Source organism: Ruegeria sp. HKCCD7255 (assembly GCF_013031565.1).
Taxonomy (GTDB): domain Bacteria; phylum Pseudomonadota; class Alphaproteobacteria; order Rhodobacterales; family Rhodobacteraceae; genus Ruegeria.
In genome coordinates this window covers 24,495-43,319 of the sequence record NZ_WQAG01000013.1, presented here as the reverse complement: position 1 = coordinate 43,319, position 18,825 = coordinate 24,495, and the positions used below count along the sequence as shown (strand labels likewise).

Here is an 18,825-nt window from a genome sequence, read left to right as displayed (position 1 = left end):
GGATTTTGGATACAAAATCTAAAACTAAAAACCCACTAACAAAACCGACGCGCCGAAAAAGGTCAGGGGCGCCGATCGAGCGCCCCTGAGACTTACAAGAATTGTCGGACCAGCTTACCGCAGGCGCAGACCTGTTTCGGGATCAAACATCATTGCCCGGTCAGGACGGACCGAGATACCGATCTTCTCGCCCATTGCGCTGCGGTGATCGTCACGTTCCTCGACGATCAGCTTGTCGCCATTTGCGGCCAACAGATAGACATAAGACACACCGCCGAGCGCTTCGGTCAGGTCCACGCTGCAAGCATCCGAATTGCGGTCAACCTCGATATGCTCGGGCCGAATGCCGACAGTCACCTTCTTGGCATCCGCTGGCACGCTGTTGGTCAACGGGATCGGCGTGCTGAGGGCCGAGTGATGCGCCGCGCCATCCGCAATGTCGCAATCAAGGAAGTTCATCGCAGGCGAGCCGATGAAGCCAGCAACAAATTTGTTGTCCGGATCGCGGTACAGATCCATCGGCGCACCAACCTGTTCGATCCGGCCATCACGCAGCACAACGATCTTGTCGGCCATGGTCATCGCCTCGACCTGATCGTGCGTCACGTAAATCATCGTTGCGCCGATTTCATTGTGCAGACGCGCAATCTCGACCCGCATCTCGACGCGCAATTCGGCGTCCAAGTTGGACAGTGGTTCGTCGAACAGGAACACTTCGGGGCCGCGCACGATGGCACGACCGATGGCCACCCGCTGCCGCTGACCACCAGACAGAGCCTTTGGTTTGCGCTTGAGATATTGATCCAGCTTCAGGATATTTGAGGCTTCCTGAACCTTCTTTTCGATCTCTGCCTTGGGCACGCCGTTCATGCGCAGGCCAAAGCCCATGTTTTCGGCCACGGTCATGTGCGGATAAAGCGCATAGGTCTGGAACACCATGGCCACGCCGCGCTTGGCCGGATCCAGATGGGTCACGTCCCGCGTACCGATATGAATCTGCCCTTCCGAGGTCTCTTCAAGTCCTGCAATCATCCGCAGCAAAGTGGATTTGCCGCACCCAGACGGGCCGACAAAAACGCAGAATTCGCCATCCTTGATTTCAAGATCGATCCCGTGGATCACCTGCGTTTGACCATAGCGCTTGATTGCACCGTTCAGAGTCACACCCGTCATGTTACTTGCATCCTATTCTGCTGATTCTCTGGAAAGCGCCATGCTTGCGCCTCGGTTCCGATCTGTTCGGCGACACGACGCACGCGGGGAACCCATGTCTCCAATTGTTCAAATTTCATCCGCTCGGTCGAACCGGTTACGGACACGGCACCCAGCAACCTGCCCCCATCCGTGAGGATGGGACAGGCGACACATATGATGCCGGGCTCGTGTTCTTCGTTATCCACCGCATAGCCACGCTTGCGAATGGCTGCGAGATCTCGGCGCAGCGCCTGTTCTGACGTCAATGTCTTTGGCGTGAACCGATGAAAGCTTTGCTGAGAGATCGTCTTTTGCAGCTGCGCCTCGTCCAGATAGGCCATCATCGCCTTGCCAACACCGGTACAATAGGCGGGGCCCACCTTGCCGGCGTCCGAAAACATCTCGATCGGGCGGTGCGCGTTGCGCTTATCGACATAGATAACCTGACCCGAGTCCAACTGCGCCAGATGAACGGTCTCACCCGTGTCCTGGCTGAGCGCATCCAGAGCCGGGCGCGCAATCGGTGCCAAAGAGCTTTGCATCCAAGCCGCATGGGCCAGACGCACCAACCGGATGCCCGGCGAATAGGTCTGCCGATCCGGCTCATAGCTGAGCATACCTTGATTGCTGAGCGATTGCAGAAACCGATAAAGGGTCGCCTTGGGGAAGCTGCTGTGTTCAAGCAATTCCCCAAATCGCACAGGTCGGCCAAAGGCGGCCACCTGATCCAGCACGTCACATGCCTTGCCTATCGTTCCATCACCTGACACGGGTGTCAGTCTCCTCCGTTTGACCATCGCTCTCCCGACGAGGGTCTTGACAAGACTAGCCGATTCGATGTGTAGTTTTCAACATATAAAACTTGGTTTCAATATTTGGAACCGAAAATATGGAAGCTTAAGGGAGGACACCATGCATTCCATGTTCAAGCGCACCGCGGCCGCGCTGGCCGCCAGCGTTGCACTTGCAGCACCCGTTGCTGCCGAGCTCACAGGTGAGCTGCGGATTTTCCTGGACACATCAAACCCTGCGCCACGCGCGACGATGGAAGCGATGATCGACCGTTTCGCAGCCCAGCACCCGGGCCTCGAAATCGAGACAACCGTGATCGACCGCGAAGCGTATAAAACCCAGATCCGCAACTTCCTAACGGCGGACACGCCTGACGTTGCAACCTGGTACGCCGCGAACCGCATGAAGCCATATGTCGAGGCGGGTCTGTTCGAAGACGTATCCGATCTGTGGGCCGAGCCCGAGATCGCCGAGAACCTGGCATCCACCAAAGGTGCGATGACCATCGACGGCAAACAGTGGGGCGTGCCCTATACCTACTATCAGTGGGGCGTCTATTATCGCAAAGACATCTTTGACGAGCTGGGCCTGTCTGAGCCGACCACATGGGAAGAAGAAAAGGCCAACTGCGAAAAGATCGTCGCATCGGGCCGTGCCTGCTATACCATCGGCACCAAGTTCCTGTGGACCGCCGGCGGCTGGTTCGACTATCTGAACATGCGCACCAACGGTTATGAGTTCCACAACCAGCTGGCCAACGGTGAAATCAGCTGGGAAGATGACCGCGTCAAGCAGACTTTCGCGAACTGGAAAGAGCTGATCGACATGGGTGCCTTCATCGACAACCACCAGACCTACAGCTGGCAGGAAGCTCTGCCCTTCATGGTCAACGGTGAAGCCGCGGCCTATCTGATGGGGAACTTTGCTGTTGCGCCGCTGCGCGAAGCAGGCCTGACCGATGATCAACTGGACTTCTACCAGTTCGTATCGATCAACCCTGATGTCGAACTGGCCGAAGACGCGCCAACCGACACGTTCCACATCCCGGCCAATGCATCGAACAAAGAAGCCGCGCGCGAGTTCCTGCGCTTTGTGGTTTCTCCGGACGAGCAGACCGAGATCAACAACGGCGCGAACCTGGGTCAGCTGCCCGTGAACGCGAAATCCTCGGTGGATAACGACAAATTCCTGCTGCAAGGCTTTGAGATGCTGTCGTCCAACAGCCCGGGCGGTGTTGCACAGTTCTGGGACCGTGACGCACCAGCGGAAATGGCGAAAGTGTCGATGGAAGGCTTCCAGGAATTCATGGTCAAGCCCGACGATGCTGACAAGGTTCTGGCCAAGCTGGAACGCGCACGTCAGCGCATCTACGACAACTGATAGGGGTGACGGCCGGGCTATGTCCCGGCCATTGCCAAAGCTCAGCACAGGGCGGGCCATGATCCCGCCCTGTCTCACCCTAGCCAGAGTATTTCCATGACCGTAGCCGTCGACGTCCCTGAACAGGAAAGCTGGTTCCACAAAAACCAGCAACGCCTCGCCCCATGGCTGTTTCTAGCCCCCGGCCTGCTGTTTTTCCTGGTTTACGTAATCATCCCCGTTTTCCAATCCTTCAACCTGTCCCTGTACGAATGGGACGGTCTGGGGGCCGCTGAATATGTGGGGTTTCGCAACTATGAAGACCTCTATTGGGAATGGGTTGACCGCGACGCATTCTATGTCTCGCTCAAGAACAACCTGATCTGGCTGGTCCTGTATCTTCTGGCGATCCCCGCCGGTCTGTTCATCGCGCTTTTTCTGAACCAGACGGTCTGGGGCATCCGGCTTTACAAATCGCTCTTCTTCTTCCCCTTTGTGATCTCACAGGTTGTGGTTGGCCTGGTGTTTACTTGGTTTTATGATCCGACCTTCGGCCTTCTGAACGAATTTCTCGGCCTCTTCGGAATGGGCCCGCTGAACGTTCTGGGGGATGAACGGTTCGTAACCTACGGCATCATCTTTGCCGGTCTCTGGCCGCAGACGGCCTATTGCATGATCCTGTACCTCACCGGTCTGAACGCGGTGGATCCCGAACAGATCGAGGCTGCGCGTCTTGACGGCGCCAAAGGCGGACGGATGCTTTGGCATGTGATCCTGCCGCAATTGCGCCCGGCCACCTTCATCGCATTCGTGGTGACCATCATCGGCGCTCTGCGCTCTTTCGACCTGATCTCGATCATGACACAGGGTGGCCCGTTCGGCTCGTCCCGCGTGCTGGCCTATTACATGTTCGAAGTCGCCCTGTCCGAATACGGGTTCCGCATGGGATATGGTGCTGCCATCGCCGTGGTCCTGTTCCTGATCATGCTCTGCTTCATCGCCTACTTCCTGTGGTCGATGTATCGCGAAGAAAAGGGGCACTAAGATGTTTCCGACACCTATCGAAAAACAATCCCGCCCCGCGCAGATCACCTATCAGGCCCTGTTGCCCGTCGCTCTGCTGTTGTGGCTGGGGCCCCTTCTGGCCGTGGCCCTGTTCTCGATCAAACCGGCAGCGGATTTCACCAACGCCAACTATTGGGGGCTTCCCTCCAGCTTTGAGGGTGCCTTCAACTACGGGCAGGTTTTCTTCAACTCGGACATGCCCCGGTATCTGCTGAACTCGTTCATGATCACCATTCCAACGGTGATCGGAGCGGTGGCGCTTAGCACCATGACCGGCTTTGCCTTGGGGATCTACAAGTTCAAGTCGAACATCTGGATCTTCTTCATGTTCGTTGCGGGCAACTTCGTTCCCTTCCAGATCCTGATGGTTCCGGTTCGGGACCTGACATTGGAGTTGGGCCTCTACAACACCAAGACCGGGCTGGTTCTGTTCCACATCGCGTTCCAGACCGGCTTTTGCACCCTCTTCATGCGCAACTTCATCCGCGCCCTGCCCTTCGAGCTGATCGAGGCCGCACGGGTTGAAGGCATCAGTGAATGGCGCATCTTCTGGTATGTTGTCCTGCCGCTGATGAAACCGGCGATTGCCGCGCTCAGCGTCTTGATCTTCACCTTCATCTGGAATGACTTCTTCTGGGCCGTCGTGCTGACACAAGGTCCTGAAAGCCAACCTGTTACAGCCGGTATTACCAGCTTTAACGCGCAGTACCGTGCCGCATATCAATTGATGAGTGCGGGCTCTATCGTCGCGGCCCTGCCACCGGTGGCAATGTTCTTCCTAATGCAGAAACACTTCATCGCAGGTCTTACCCTCGGAGCTGTAAAGTAATGATAAGAACATGGTCGCTTCATGATGAGCGACAATCTCTGGTGCTCGCGGCCCATCGCGAGCACCTTCCTGAAGTTGTGTATTTTGGCCCTCGATTGCCGGATGACGAAAACCTAGACACGTTATTTGACGCCTACGGGCTGGACGTGACCGGGGGCATGTTGGATGCCAACCCGGAATTGTCCATCTGTCCTGAAGCCACGCGCAGTTTCCCGGGCCAGCCAGGCCTGATCATGCGGGACGGGGATGGCACGCCGATCCTTCCGAAATTCTGTTTCGAAAGCGAAGAGGTTTCGGAAAACCACCTGACGCTGACCTTTCGGGATGATGATCATCGGCTGACCTATCAGGCGATCTTTTCGATCGACCCGAAAACTCACATCATCGAGGCCCGCGCAGCGGTCGAGGCGGATCGCCCGGTGCTATTGCATTGGCTGTCGACCCCGGTCTTTCCAGCGCCGCAACTGTCGGATGAGCTGATCGATTTCGCCGGTCGCTGGTGTGGTGAGTTTCAGATGAACACCACGCCGTGGTCGCCCGGTATCCGCTATCGCGAGAACCGTACCGGGCGCACGGGGCACGAGCATTTCCCCGGCCTGATCGTCCCTGTCCGGGGTGCGACGAATGCACAGGGTCAGGCTTACGGGTTCCACTATGGCTGGTCCGGCGGGCACCGTATGGTGGCCGAAGAGCTGCCCGACGGGCGCCGCCAGATCCAGTTTGGACAGGCAGCCCGGATGGAGCGTGAGGCCTCGACCCGGTTCGAAACCGCCCCGCTTTATGCGGTGTTCTCGGCCGATGGCATCAACGGATGCGCAGTTGCGTTCCAACGGCATCTGCGCGATCGCATCGTCGCGTTCCCCAAGCCCGACCGTGCACGGCCGGTGCATTACAACTGTTGGGAAGCGGTCTATTTCAATCACAACCTGCCCGAGCTCAAGGACATTGCCGACCGCGCAGCCGCGCTTGGCGCGGAACGCTTCGTGCTGGATGACGGCTGGTTCGGCCAGCGTGACGATGACACATCCTCTCTGAGTGACTGGGAAGTGGATACGCGGAAATACCCCGATGGTCTCGACCCGCTGATCAAGCATGTGCATTCGCTGGGCATGACCTTCGGCATCTGGTTCGAGCCCGAGATGATCAACCCCGACAGCAGCATCCACAGGGCCCATCCCGAATGGGCGCTGGGGGGTGAAGATCAGATCCTGGGCCGCCAGCAAAAAGCACTGAACATGGCGCTGCCGGAGGTGCGCGAGTTCCTCTATGAACGCATGTCGACGATCCTTGCGGGCCACGACATCGACTATATTAAATGGGACCACAACCGCGTGCTGCCGATGCCCGATGCGGCGCAGACCCGTGGGTCATATGCGCTGATCGACCGGCTGCGGCAGGACTTCCCGCATGTGGAAATCGAAAGCTGCGCCAGCGGCGGCGGGCGTATTGATTTCGGCATTCTCAAACGTACTCAGAGGGTCTGGCTGAGCGACAGCAACGACGCTCTGGAACGGCTGCGCATTCAGCACAACGCCGCGATCTTCCTGCCCATGGCTGTAACCGGCAGCCATGTGGGGCCCCGCGTGTGCCATACCTCGGGCCGCGTGCTGGACATCCAGTTCCGCGCATGGGTTGCGGCCCAACGCCATATGGGGTTCGAGATGGACCCCCGCGAATTGACCCCCGAAGAAGAGACGGTTCTGCGCGAGGTCACCCAATGGTGGAAGGACAACCGCGACTGGCTGTACTATGCCGACATCCTGCGACTGGACAGCCCAGACCCGTCGGTCATTGCCGAACAGCAGCAAACCAGTGATGGCTCGCGCTTTGTGGTCTTTGCCGGCAAAACCGACACGTCCTCGCAAATCGCGCCGCGCCCGTTGCGCCTGACCCGGCTTGAGGCGGATGCCCAATACCGCGTCGAGCTGCGGGATACAGCCACCGCACCGGCCACGCTGTCGCGCGGCAACCCGGCCCTGAAACAGGGGCCGATCACCGTCAGTGGGCAATATCTGATGAGCCAGGGCCTGTCGCTGCCCTGGAGCTTCCCACAATCCATGTGGGTCATCGAAGGCCACAAGCTATGACCCGAAAACGCAGGTCTCAGCACTGGTACGGGAAACTCGACAAGGACGGGTTTATTCATCGGTCCTGGATGAAGAACCAGGGCTTTCCCGATCACGCCTTTGACGGGCGGCCCATTATTGGCATCTGCAACACCTGGTCGGAACTGACGCCCTGCAACTCGGGCCTGCGCGATCTGGCCGAGGGTGTGAAACGCGGCGTTTGGGAGGCCGGAGGCTTTCCGGTGGAATTCCCGGTCATGTCTTTGGGCGAGACCCAGATGAAACCCACCGCCATGCTGTTCCGCAACCTGCTGGCGATGGATGTCGAGGAATCGATCCGCGCCTATGGCATTGACGGCGTGGTTTTGCTGGGTGGCTGCGACAAGACTACACCGGGCCAGTTGATGGGCGCGGCCTCGGTCGATCTGCCCTCGATTGTGGTCAGCTCGGGCCCGATGCTGAACGGCAAGTTCAAAGGCAAGGATATCGGTTCGGGCACCGATGTGTGGAAATTCTCGGAAGAGGTTCGCGCGGGAGAAATGACCCTGCAGGACTTCATGAACGCCGAATCCGGCATGTCGCGAAGCGCCGGGGTCTGCATGACCATGGGCACCGCAAGCACAATGGCGTCTCTGGTCGAAGCGATGGGCATGTCCCTGCCCACCAACGCCGCCCTTCCCGCTGTTGATGCCCGTCGAATGGCGCTGGCGCATCTGACCGGCAAGCGAATTGTCGAGATGGTGGATGAGGACCTGAAACCCTCGGACATCCTGACCAAAGAAGCCTTCGAAAACGCCATTCTGGCCAATGCGGCCGTGGGGGGATCAACCAACGCCGTAGTGCATCTGCTGGCCTTGGCGGGCCGTGTGGGTGTTGACCTGACACTGAAGGATTTCGAGATCGGCTCGCAAATCCCGCTGCTGGTCAACTGTATGCCCTCGGGCAAATACCTGATGGAAGATTTCTGTTATGCCGGTGGTGTCCCGGTGGTTCTGAACGAACTCAAATCCTTTCTGCGCCCGGCCCGGACAGTGCTGAACAAGGATATCTCGGCGCATTATGAGGGGGCCGAATGCTATAACAGCGATGTCATCCGGCCCTTCGATGATCCGGTGAAACCCGCTGCCGGTCTGCGCGTTCTGCGCGGCAATCTGGCCCCGAACGGCGCGATTGTGAAACCGTCGGCGGCAACCGATACGCTGCTGGAAACCGAGGCCGAGGCTTTTGTGTTTGAAAGCATCGAAGACCTGAAGGCCAATATCGACCGTGACGATCTGCCGGTGACCGCCGACACCATTCTGGTGCTCAAGGGCTGCGGCCCAAAAGGCTATCCGGGGATGCCTGAGGTGGGCAATATGCCGATCCCCGGCAAGCTGGTAAAACAGGGTGTCCGCGATATGATCCGCGTGTCGGATGCACGCATGTCGGGCACCGCCTTTGGCACCGTGATCCTGCATGTAAGCCCCGAAGCCCAGGCTGGTGGCACCCTGGCCTTGGTGAAAACCGGAGATCGCATCCGCGTTTCAGCCAGCAAGGGTGAGCTTGAGTTGCTGGTGAATCAAAACGAACTGGACGCCCGGCGCGCCGCGTGGCAACCGGACGATCCGCACTATACCCGCGGATATGCGCGGCTGTATATCGACCACGTGCTGCAAGCCGATCGGGGTGCCGACCTTGATTTTCTTGTCGGCAAAGATACACGCCTAGTCACACGAGAGAGTCACTGATGGACCAAACCGCCACTTTTCCCGATCTGAACGGCGCCTCTGTCTATATCACCGGTGGAGGCTCGGGCGTTGGCGCGGCCTTGACCGATGGGTTCCTGGCACAAGGCGCAAATGTCGCCTTTATCGGGCGCTCGGACGCTTCGGCCTTTGTCGATGAGATGCACCAGAAACACGGGCGCGCGCCGCTGTTCATGCAGGGCGACATGACCGACACCGAACTGCTGCATGCCACGATGCAAAAGGCCGCCGAAGCGCATGGCCCGCTGAATGTGCTGATCAACAACGCGGCCAATGACAAACGGCACTCGCTTGAAGAAACCACGCCCGAGTTCTGGGACTGGATGATCGAGGTGAACCTCAAGGCGTATTACTTTGCCTGTCAGGAGGCCGCGCGCCAGATGCAGGGCAAAGGCGGTGCGATCGTCAATTTCAGTTCGATCAGCTATATTATGGGCAACGCGGGCTACCCGATCTATACCACGTCGAATGCGGGTATCACAGGCATGACCCGGTCGCTTGCGCGCGAGCTGGGGCCGCAGAAGATCCGCGTTAACGCGCTGGCGCCGGGCTGGGTGCTGACGCAGAAACAACTGGATATGTGGGCCACGCCCGAAGATCTGGCCGCCCATCTGGACCGTCAATGTCTGAAAGAACATCTGTCGCCCGAAGACATGATTGCGCCTACGCTTTTCCTGGCCTCAGAAGCCAGCCGGGCCATGACCGGGCAGTGCATGGCGGTAGACGGCGGCGTTGTGGTGTCGGGGTGATGCGATGAACGCTGAATGGATCGCGGTGGATTGGGGCACGTCGCAACTGCGCGTTTGGGCAATGCGCGGCGACGCTGTGCAGGACCAAAAGCAATCCGCCAAAGGCATGGGGCGCTTGGACAAGAGCGGGTTTCAACCCGCCCTGTTGGAGCTTGTCGACTGCTGGCTGGGTCTTGACCCTGTTGATGTCATCGCGTGTGGTATGGTTGGCGCCCGTCAGGGCTGGGTCGAGGCACCCTATGCGGCTGTACCCTCTGCACCTGTGCCCGACATTCCGATCCGTGTGCCCGATACCGATCCGCGCATCCGCGCCTTTGTTGTGCCCGGTCTGAAACAGGACAGCCCGCCAGACGTGATGCGCGGCGAGGAAACCCAGATCGCGGGTTTTCTGGCCACCCATCCCAACTGGGACGGAATTATCTGCCTGCCGGGCACCCACACCAAATGGGCCCAGATCAGCGCTGGCGAGGTGGTGAGCTTCCGCACTTTCATGACCGGTGAAATGTTCGAATTGCTGCGAAAGCAATCGGTTCTGAAACACTCGATCGGGGACGGCTGGGACGACGACGCCTTTGCCGAGGCCGTCTCAGATGCGCTGTCGAAACCCGAACAGCTGGCCGCACGCCTGTTTGGTCTGCGCGCCGCGGATCTGTTGCACGCGCAAGATGCCTCTGTCGCACGCGCCCGTCTGTCGGGCCTGTTGATCGGGGCCGAGCTGGCCGCCTCGCGTGCCTATTGGCTGGGTCAGCAGATCGCGATCATCGGCTCGAAAACCCTGTCCGCTGCCTATGCCACAGCGCTCGGTGCCCAAGGGGCCAGCGTTGAGACCGCAGACGCCACAACAACCACTCTGGCCGGGCTTGCCATGGCCCGCAACCGAACGAGGCAAACTGCATGAGCCGTTCTCTTATCGCCATCCTGCGCGGATTGACTCCCGCCGAAGCCGTGGACGTTGGTCAGGCGCTGATCGACGCAGGCGTCGACAAGATCGAGGTGCCGATGAACTCGCCCGATCCGCTGGACTCTATCGGCGCGCTGGCCCAAACCTTTGGGGATCGTGCCCTGATCGGCGCAGGCACCGTGCTGAGCGTAGAGCAGGTCGACGGTGTCGCCTCGGTCGGTGGCAAGCTTATCGTGTCGCCCAATTGCGATACCGAGGTGATCGCGCATACTGCCAAGCTGGGCCTTGAAAGCTGGCCGGGCATCTTTACCCCCACCGAAGCCTTTGCGGCGCTGAAAGCCGGCGCTACCGGGTTGAAACTGTTTCCGGGCGTAATGGCTGGCACAACCGGGCTGGCCGCTTTGCGCGCCGTGCTGCCCGAGGGCACGCAGGTCTATGCCGTAGGCGGCGCGGGCCCTGAAAACTTTGGCGATTGGTTCAAGGCCAGCGCCGACGGGTTTGGCATCGGCTCGGCGCTCTACAAGCCCGGCATGTCGGTGGATGACATCGCCACACGCGCAGCCCAGATCGTTTCCGCCTATGACGCGGCCCTGGCATGAGCCAGGTTTTCGACAACCGCCCCTGCGCCTTGGGGGAAGGACCACTCTGGCACCCCGAACGACAGCAACTGTTCTGGTTCGACATCATCGGCAAACAGCTGATGACGCGCGAAAACGGCGAGGCGAAAAGCTGGAGCTTTGACGAGCATGTCTCGGCTGCAGGGTGGATCGACACCACCACTCTGCTGATCGCCTCGGAAACCGGGCTGTGGACGTTCAACCTGGACACCGGTGCGAAAGAGCTTGTTACCCCGCTTGAGGCCGACAATCCGGTCACCCGCTCCAATGACGGGCGTGCAGACCCCTGGGGCGGGTTCTGGATCGGGACGATGGGGAAATCTGGCGAAACCGGTGCCGGTTCGATTTACCGGTTGTTCCAAGGCGAACTGCGCAAGCTGGTGAGGGATGTCACCATCACCAATGCGATCTGCTTCGCCCCTGACAAAAGCTGCGCCTATTACAGCGATACAGCCTCCGGGCAGGTCATGCGTCAGGCACTTGACCCAGAAACCGGCTGGCCCGCTGGCACGGCCGAGCTTTATCTTGATCTGCGGGATGAAGGCTTGAACCCCGACGGGGCCGTTGTGGACGCGATGGGCAACATCTGGATCGCCCAATGGGGCGCATCGCGCGTGGCGGCCTATGACCCTGCAGGGCGTTTTCTTCAGGCCGTCAGTTTCGAGGCGCAGCATACCTCGTGCCCTGCCTTTGGCGGCGCGGATCTGACCACGCTTTATTGCACCACCGCCAGTGTTGACGTCGATGCGGACAAAATGGCGCGTCAACCCAGCAACGGCATGACCTTTGCAGCCGCCAATGCGGGCAAGGGCCAAGCAGAACCACGAGTCCTTCTATGAAACCCGAACTGGGTGTTTGTTACTACCCCGAGCACTGGCCCGAAGACAGCTGGGCCGATGATGCCAAACGTATGGTTGAAACCGGCCTGACATGGGTTCGGATCGGTGAGTTTGCCTGGAGCCGGATGGAGCCATCACCGGGCGATCTGCAATTTGATTGGCTGGACCGCGCAGTTGAAACACTGGGCGCGGCGGGCCTCAAGGTGGTGATGGGTACACCCACGGCAACGCCACCGCGCTGGATGCTGGATCGGCACCCCGACATGCTGGCGGTGGATGCTCAGGGAAACCCCCGTAAATTCGGGTCGCGACGGCACTACTGTTTCAGCCATCAGGGCTATATCGATGAATGCCGGCGCATCACCCGGATCATGGGTGAACGCTATGGCCGCAATGCGCATGTGGCCGCCTGGCAGACCGACAATGAATATGGTTGTCACGACACCACGCTCAGCTATTCGCAGCCTGCGCTGGCCGCGTTCCGCCTTTGGCTGACGGAACGCTATGGAACGGTCGCGACGCTGAACGAAGCCTGGGGCAATGTGTTCTGGTCGATGGACTATGACAGTTTTGATCAGATCGAGCTGCCAAACCTGACGGTGACCGAACCGAACCCGGCGCATGTTCTGGCCTTCCGGCGCTTCAGCTCGGATCAGGTGGTGGTGTTCAACAAGGCGCAGGTCGATGTACTGCGCGAGTTAACCGACGCACCGCTGCTGCACAATTACATGGGCCGCGTGCTGGAGTTTGATCACTTCGCAGTGGGTGCCGATCTGGATATCGCCACATGGGACAGCTATCCCATCGGTTTTCTGTCCGACCGGCTTGAGGCTGATGAGGCGCACAAAGCGACCTATCTTCAGCAGGGTGATCCCGATATGCAGGGCTTTCACCACGACCTCTATCGCGCTGTCGGACGTGGACGCTGGTGGGTGATGGAACAACAGCCCGGCCCGGTGAACTGGGCGCCGTTCAACCCGGCCCCCCTGCCCGGCATGGTCCGCCTGTGGTCGCTTGAGGCCGTGGCGCATGGGGCCGAGGTGGTCAGCTATTTCCGCTGGCGACAGGCGCCGTTTGCGCAAGAGCAAATGCATGCGGGGCTGCTGACACCGCATGACACCGAGGCCCCCGGCATGGGCGAGGCGCGCCAAACTGCCGAAGATCTTGCACGTATGGGGGACACATCGGTGCGCCCGGCACAGGTGGCCATCGTGTTTGACTATGCATCAGACTGGGCCTGGGCGACGCAACCGCAAGGGGCGGGGTTTGACTATTTCCGTTTGGTCTTTTCGACCTATCGCGCCCTGCGGCGGGCCGGTTTGTCGGTAGACTTTGTATCGACCGAGAACATCCCGCAAAAAGCTTACAAACTGATCCTGGCCCCAGGGCTGGCCTCGGTGGATGACGCTCTGGCGGCGCGCATCGCGAACGGTTGTGATCTGCCCCTCTTTGGTCCGCGCAGCGGTGCGATCACGCCCGATTTCCAGATTCCGGCGGGCGGGCGCCCCGGCCTTTCCGCTTTGGACTGCCAGGTCGAGCTGGTCGAAAGCCTGCCCCCCACTGTCGAACGTCCGGTCACCGGTGGCGGTGCGGCGCAGCATTGGGTGGAACGCTTGTCCGGCACAGCGCCCAAACTGTTGGTGTTCGAAGACGGCACCCCGGCACTGATGGGCAATGATGACATATGGTACTTGGGCTGTTTCCCGGATGAGCCGCTATGGGATCGGGTTATCGCTCTGGCGGCACAAGCCACAGGCTTAGAGATCTTTCCGATGCCCCCTGGCCTGCGGCGACGCGAAACGGCGCGGCATGAGGTCCTGATCAACTATAACGACAAGGCGGTAGAGTGGAACGGCGCGCAGGTACCGGGCTGCGGTGTGGTCTTCAACGAACTGTAGGTCGAATAGACGGATGATCATAGGAATTGATACCGCTAACATAAGTTGCTAGAGGCTGTGCAACCCCTGATCGGGTGTTGCGCCGTAATACCGAAGCACGTATCGAACTTGAAAGCAGCTTTTTGGGAACCAGTCTCTTGTCCACCGCACGTTTCCCTACTCCGACACTGGCCAAGCCCAGCTGGACATTGGTCGCCGATATCGGCGGAACCAATATGCGATTGGGTGTGGTCATTGACGGAGAAGTGACGGAGCTGCACAAATTCCCGACCGGTACGAATAGCGACCTGCTGGATGCGTTTCACGCAACCCGCGATGTGGTGGGCAGCAACCCGCTGGCCGTCGTGGCCGCAGGCGCGGGGCCGGTCCGTGACGGCACAATTCACCTGACCAATGCGCAAGTCACCCTGTCCGAGACCGATATCGCGAAGGCCACCGGAGCCGAACAAACCTTTGTTATCAACGACTTCACCGCCGCCGCCTGGTCGGTGGCCGAGATTGGCAAGGATGACGTACAAGTGCTGCAAGGCGACCCGACCCCACCGACGGGTACTCGGCTTGCGGTTGGTCCGGGAACCGGTCTTGGGGTTGGTGCTTTGCTATGGTCACAGGGCCGCTATCATACGGCATCGGGCGAAGGCGGTCATGTGGGTCTGGCCCCGCGCTATCGCGAAGAAGTGGCGGTGTTCGAGGCTGCTCGCACTCTGGTACCGGAATGCTTCTTCGGCGACAGCCTGGCGGTTGAGGCCGAAATGTTCCTCAGCGGAACCGGTTTGCCGGTTCTCTATCAAGCCATTGGTCTGGCCGAAGGGCTGACGGATGTGGCCGCCCGCCCGGCCAAAGACATCCTGCAAGATGCCCAAACCGCTACAGACCCTGTTGCCGTCCGCTGTGCCGAGATGTTTACCACCCATCTGGCTGCGGTGATCGGCGATATCTCGGTCACTCTGATGCCCACGGGCGGGATTTTCCTGCTGGGCGGTGTGGCCGACAAGAACCGTTGGCTGTTCGGAGAAGCCTTTCGGTCGGCCTTTAACGCTGGAGGCCGGTTCGATTCCGTACGGCAAGGGCTGAACCTATACATCTCGAACCACGCCGAATTCGGTGTGATCGGTGCAAACAACTTCTGCAAATCTGCCCTGTCCGATTGACAGAGCACGCACCTGGGAGGGGACCTCATGATCCTGTGCTGCGGTGAAGCCTTGATCGACATGATCGCAGAACCCACGGCCTCGGGCGCGGACGGGTTTGTGCCCCATTCCGGCGGTGCGGTGTTCAACACGGCGATTGCATTAGGCCGTTTGGGCGCACCCGTTGGGCTGCTGACCGGGCTGTCGACGGACATGTTCGGCCAGCAACTGGCCGCAGCCCTGCAGGCCAGCCACGTTGAAACAAGCCATGTGATCCAGTCGGACCGCCCCACAACCCTGGCGTTCGTGCAGCTGAAGGACGGGCACGCCAGCTATAACTTTGTCGACGAAAACACCGCTGGCCGGATGTTGCGGCCCGAAGATATGCCACGCCAACTGCCCGGTGCCATTAGCGCACTGTATTTCGGGGGCATAAGCCTGGCCTGTGAACCTTGCGCAGATGCCTATGCTGACCTGTTGGAGCAACATGGGGCAGATCGCGCGGTGATGCTGGACCCCAATATCCGGCCCGGTTTCATCAAGGATCAAACCCGCTATCGCACCCGTCTGAACCGGATGATCGCGCAGGCCGATATCGTCAAGGTCTCAGACGAAGATCTGGATTGGATCATCCCCGGCCCAGAAACCCTGGATGAGAAAGTACCTTTGCTGCTGCAAGCCGGTCCTGCCGTGGTGATCGTCACGCGCGGCGCCGAAGGTGCGACGGGTTATCTGGCGGATGGCCGCCAAACCTCGGTCCCGGTCGAGCCGGTAAATGTGGTCGATACTGTGGGCGCGGGCGACACGTTCAATGCAGGTGTGTTGGCCGCGTTAGAAGAGGCAGGTCATCTGACGAAACCCGGCCTCCGTGCGCTACCGCCCGCCACCTTGCGCGCAGCGCTGGCGCTGGGGGCCAAGGTCGCTGCAGTGACCGTATCGCGCGCAGGCGCAAACCCGCCCTGGTCGCACGAGATCGCGTAACTAATCCCTGCGGCAGATACGTTGATTCTGGCTCTGTGCACCCGCACAGGCCGACAAACGGGCGCGCGCGCAGACGCATGTGCCAATCCCGTCATATGCCCCCCTGATCCCGTCGCTTTTGTGGTCTGAGATGAGGCTGCCTCACGCGACAATGAATTTTGTCTGGATTGTCGGCTAGGCGGCAATCGTAGATCATCCATCAGACAGAAAAGCGCGCGAGATTTGGACATGCGGACAGAAGCACAGGCAGTTGTAATTGGCGGAGGCGTGATCGGATGTTCGATCCTTTATCACCTGGCCAAGCTGGGATGGACCGATGTGGTTCTGCTGGAACGCGACGAGCTGACCTCGGGTTCGACCTGGCACGCAGCGGCAAATATCCACGGGCTGCATGACAGTACCAATATCAGCCGCATACAGCATTATACGATGAACCTGTATAATTCGCTGGAAGAAGAAACCGGCCAAAGCTGCGGCGTGTTTCAGCCCGGCTCGCTCTATCTGGCGCAGACCGAACAGCGCGAGCATCAGCTGAAATTGCAGGCCGCCAAGGCCAAGCTTTATGGCATGAATTTCTATGAGATCAGCATTGAAGAGGCGCAGAAGCTGCACCCGCTGGTCAATTTCGACGGTATCCGCTGTGTTATGTATGAACCTGATGGTGGCAATGTTGACCCTTCGGGCGTGACCAATGCCTATGCGGTGGGCGCCCGCCAACGCGGCGCCGAGATCCATCGTTTCACCCCCGTCACAGCGACCGAGCAGCAGGCGGACGGGACGTGGATCGTCAAAACGCCCAAAGGCGACATCCGCACGCCCTGGGTGGTGAATGCCGCAGGCCTTTGGGGCCGCGAGGTGGCCGCGCTGGCCGGGATCGAATTGCCCTTGCAACCGACCGAGCACCAGTATTTCGTCACCGAAACCATGTCGGATGTTGAAGGGCACGGTACCCGTCTGCCCTCGGTCGCCGATCGGGATGGTGAATATTACCTGCGGCAGGAAGGTCAGGGCCTGCTGGTCGGGGCCTATGAAAAAGACATGCGGTTCTGGGCTGAAGACGGCACGCCGCTGGACTTTGCCCATGACCTGTTCCCCGACGATCTGGACCGGATCGAAGAAAACATGATGAACGCCATCGAACGTCTGCCCGCTGTGGGTGAGGCCGGGATCAAACGGGTGATCAACGGCCCGATGATCTGGTCGCCGGATTCCAACGTTCTGATGGGCCCGGTGCCCGAGGTTGACGGTTATTTCTGCTGCAACGGCATCATCCCCGGCTTTTCCCAATCCGGCGGCATGGGCCTGATGGCGGCGCAATGGATCATTGAAGGTGAGACCGAATATGACATGTTCGCCTGGGATTTGGCCCGCTTTGACGGCTGGGCCACCAAGGACTTCACCAAGGCGCGGGTGCAGGATCAATACGCCCATCGCTTTGCCATCCATTTCCCGAACGAGGAACGCAGCGCGGGCCGCCCTGCCCGCACCCGCCCGGTCTATGAGACGCAAAAGGCCATGGGCGCGGTCTTTGGCCTGAATGCGGGCTGGGAGCATCCGCTGTGGTTCTCCGACACGCCCGGCGCGGTCGAGACCAACGGCTTTACCCGTCAAAACTGGTGGGGACCGGTGGGCGAAGAATGCAAGATGCTGCGGGATCGGGCGGGGATCATCGATATCTCGAACTTTGCCAAATATATCTGCAAAGGCCCCGGTGCCTCGGATTGGCTGAACGCCGTGTTTGCCAATACCATGCCCAAAACGGTGGGCCGGTCCTGCCTGACCCCGCTGATTTCCAAACGCGGTGGCATCGCGGGCGATTTCACCGTGACACGGGTGGCCGAGGATGAGTTTTGGATCATCGGTTCGGGTTTGGCCGAACGCTATCACAAACGGTTCTTCAAACAGGTCCCCCTTCCCGAAGGCACCACGTTCACATCCATGACCGACGCGATATGTGGCTTCAACATCGCCGGCCCGAAATCCCGCGAAATCTTGCAGCGGCTGACAAACACCTCTCTGGCCACCGAAGATTTCCCCTTTATGCGGTCAGCCCGGATCGAACTGGCCGGGATCGAAGTGCTGGCCCTGCGCGTCTCATTCACAGGCGATCTGGGGTGGGAGGTCCACTGCCCCACAGAACACCAATCGCGACTCTACACGGCGCTTCTGGAGGCCGGAGCGGAGTTTGACGCAGGCCCCGTAGGCAGCCGTTCTTTGATGTCGCTTCGCGTCGAAAAGGGCTACGGCTCCTGGAGCCGTGAATACAGCCCGGAATACTGGCCCCATGAGGTCGGTCTGGAGCGGCTATGCAAGTTCGAAAAAGAGTTCCTGAACAAAGGCGCCGCGCAGAAGGTGTTGCAGAACCCCGCGCGCGAGCAGCTGGTGATGCTGCATCTGGACGCAGAGGATGTCGCAACGTCGAATGCAGACGCAACCGGAGGTGAGCCGATTTTCAAGGATGGCCAGGGTATCGGACGTGTCACATCCGGTGCTTACGGCTATTCCGTCGGCATGTCGCTGGCGCTGGGGTATGTCAAAAACGCCCAGTCCGGAGACGCGGTTGAAGTGATGGTTTTGGGCCGTCCGCACAAGGCGGTTATCCTGCATGAACCGCCTTTTGACCCTTTGGGTCGGGTGTTGCGGGAATAAAATTGCGCTTA

At 59.8% G+C, this 18,825-nt stretch carries 15 protein-coding genes; 13 read left to right on the top strand and 2 right to left on the bottom strand.

All coding sequences use genetic code 11. From position 1 onward, the window contains the following. Window positions 1-114: 114 nt before the first annotated feature. Together GOX45_RS18985 and GOX45_RS18980 are read right to left on the bottom strand one after the other, a co-directional pair. Entirely contained in the window at window positions 115-1,173 is a 1,059-nt protein-coding gene (locus GOX45_RS18985) for an ABC transporter ATP-binding protein (protein ID WP_171103011.1), read from the bottom strand. Further along, window positions 1,170-1,964 (bottom strand): IclR family transcriptional regulator, encoded by a 795-nt coding sequence (locus GOX45_RS18980; protein ID WP_171103009.1) that lies wholly within the window; start codon window positions 1,962-1,964, stop codon window positions 1,170-1,172. The genes GOX45_RS18985 and GOX45_RS18980 overlap by 4 nt, the downstream gene beginning before the upstream one ends. Before the next feature lie 142 nt (window positions 1,965-2,106). On the opposite strand from GOX45_RS18980, the gene GOX45_RS18975 reads away from it, so the two are divergent. From GOX45_RS18975 to GOX45_RS18915, 13 genes are all read left to right on the top strand, one after another. Next, window positions 2,107-3,366: an ABC transporter substrate-binding protein gene (locus GOX45_RS18975; RefSeq protein ID WP_171103007.1), complete on the top strand. Its 1,260-nt coding sequence runs from the start codon at window positions 2,107-2,109 to the stop codon at window positions 3,364-3,366. Between the two features lie 96 nt (window positions 3,367-3,462). Continuing rightward, window positions 3,463-4,389, top strand: coding sequence for a carbohydrate ABC transporter permease (locus tag GOX45_RS18970; RefSeq protein ID WP_171103005.1), 927 nt, complete (start codon window positions 3,463-3,465; stop codon window positions 4,387-4,389). A 1-nt stretch (window position 4,390) separates the two neighbouring features. Continuing rightward, window positions 4,391-5,239: a carbohydrate ABC transporter permease gene (locus GOX45_RS18965; RefSeq protein ID WP_171103003.1), complete on the top strand. Its 849-nt coding sequence runs from the start codon at window positions 4,391-4,393 to the stop codon at window positions 5,237-5,239. Then, the gene (locus GOX45_RS18960; protein WP_171103001.1) at window positions 5,239-7,326 is read left to right on the top strand and encodes an alpha-galactosidase; all 2,088 of its coding nucleotides are present in this window, start codon (window positions 5,239-5,241) and stop codon (window positions 7,324-7,326) included. The genes GOX45_RS18965 and GOX45_RS18960 overlap by 1 nt, the downstream gene beginning before the upstream one ends. Continuing rightward, the gene (locus GOX45_RS18955) at window positions 7,323-9,032 is read left to right on the top strand and encodes an IlvD/Edd family dehydratase (RefSeq protein ID WP_171102999.1); all 1,710 of its coding nucleotides are present in this window, start codon (window positions 7,323-7,325) and stop codon (window positions 9,030-9,032) included. Before GOX45_RS18960 ends, GOX45_RS18955 begins: the two co-directional genes overlap by 4 nt. Continuing rightward, window positions 9,032-9,799, top strand: coding sequence for an SDR family NAD(P)-dependent oxidoreductase (locus GOX45_RS18950; RefSeq protein ID WP_171102998.1), 768 nt, complete (start codon window positions 9,032-9,034; stop codon window positions 9,797-9,799). The genes GOX45_RS18955 and GOX45_RS18950 overlap by 1 nt, the downstream gene beginning before the upstream one ends. Before the next feature lie 4 nt (window positions 9,800-9,803). Continuing rightward, window positions 9,804-10,697 (top strand): 2-dehydro-3-deoxygalactonokinase, encoded by an 894-nt coding sequence (locus tag GOX45_RS18945; RefSeq protein WP_171102996.1) that lies wholly within the window; start codon window positions 9,804-9,806, stop codon window positions 10,695-10,697. Further along, complete coding sequence (locus tag GOX45_RS18940) at window positions 10,694-11,299, top strand: 2-dehydro-3-deoxy-6-phosphogalactonate aldolase (RefSeq protein WP_171102994.1); 606 nt, start codon at window positions 10,694-10,696, stop codon at window positions 11,297-11,299. The genes GOX45_RS18945 and GOX45_RS18940 overlap by 4 nt, the downstream gene beginning before the upstream one ends. Further along, window positions 11,296-12,156 (top strand): SMP-30/gluconolactonase/LRE family protein, encoded by an 861-nt coding sequence (locus tag GOX45_RS18935; protein ID WP_171102992.1) that lies wholly within the window; start codon window positions 11,296-11,298, stop codon window positions 12,154-12,156. Before GOX45_RS18940 ends, GOX45_RS18935 begins: the two co-directional genes overlap by 4 nt. Then, the gene (locus GOX45_RS18930) at window positions 12,153-14,054 is read left to right on the top strand and encodes a beta-galactosidase (protein WP_171102990.1); all 1,902 of its coding nucleotides are present in this window, start codon (window positions 12,153-12,155) and stop codon (window positions 14,052-14,054) included. The genes GOX45_RS18935 and GOX45_RS18930 overlap by 4 nt, the downstream gene beginning before the upstream one ends. A 137-nt stretch (window positions 14,055-14,191) precedes the next feature. After that, the gene (locus tag GOX45_RS18925; RefSeq protein ID WP_254446085.1) at window positions 14,192-15,205 is read left to right on the top strand and encodes an ROK family protein; all 1,014 of its coding nucleotides are present in this window, start codon (window positions 14,192-14,194) and stop codon (window positions 15,203-15,205) included. 27 nt (window positions 15,206-15,232) lie between these two features. Continuing rightward, window positions 15,233-16,165: a carbohydrate kinase gene (locus tag GOX45_RS18920; RefSeq protein ID WP_171102988.1), complete on the top strand. Its 933-nt coding sequence runs from the start codon at window positions 15,233-15,235 to the stop codon at window positions 16,163-16,165. Window positions 16,166-16,393: 228 nt separating this feature from the next. Next, window positions 16,394-18,814 carry an FAD-dependent oxidoreductase gene (locus tag GOX45_RS18915; protein ID WP_171102986.1) on the top strand — a complete coding sequence of 807 codons (2,421 nt, stop codon included), beginning with the start codon at window positions 16,394-16,396 and terminating at the stop codon, window positions 18,812-18,814. The last annotated feature ends 11 nt before the right edge of the window (window positions 18,815-18,825 follow it).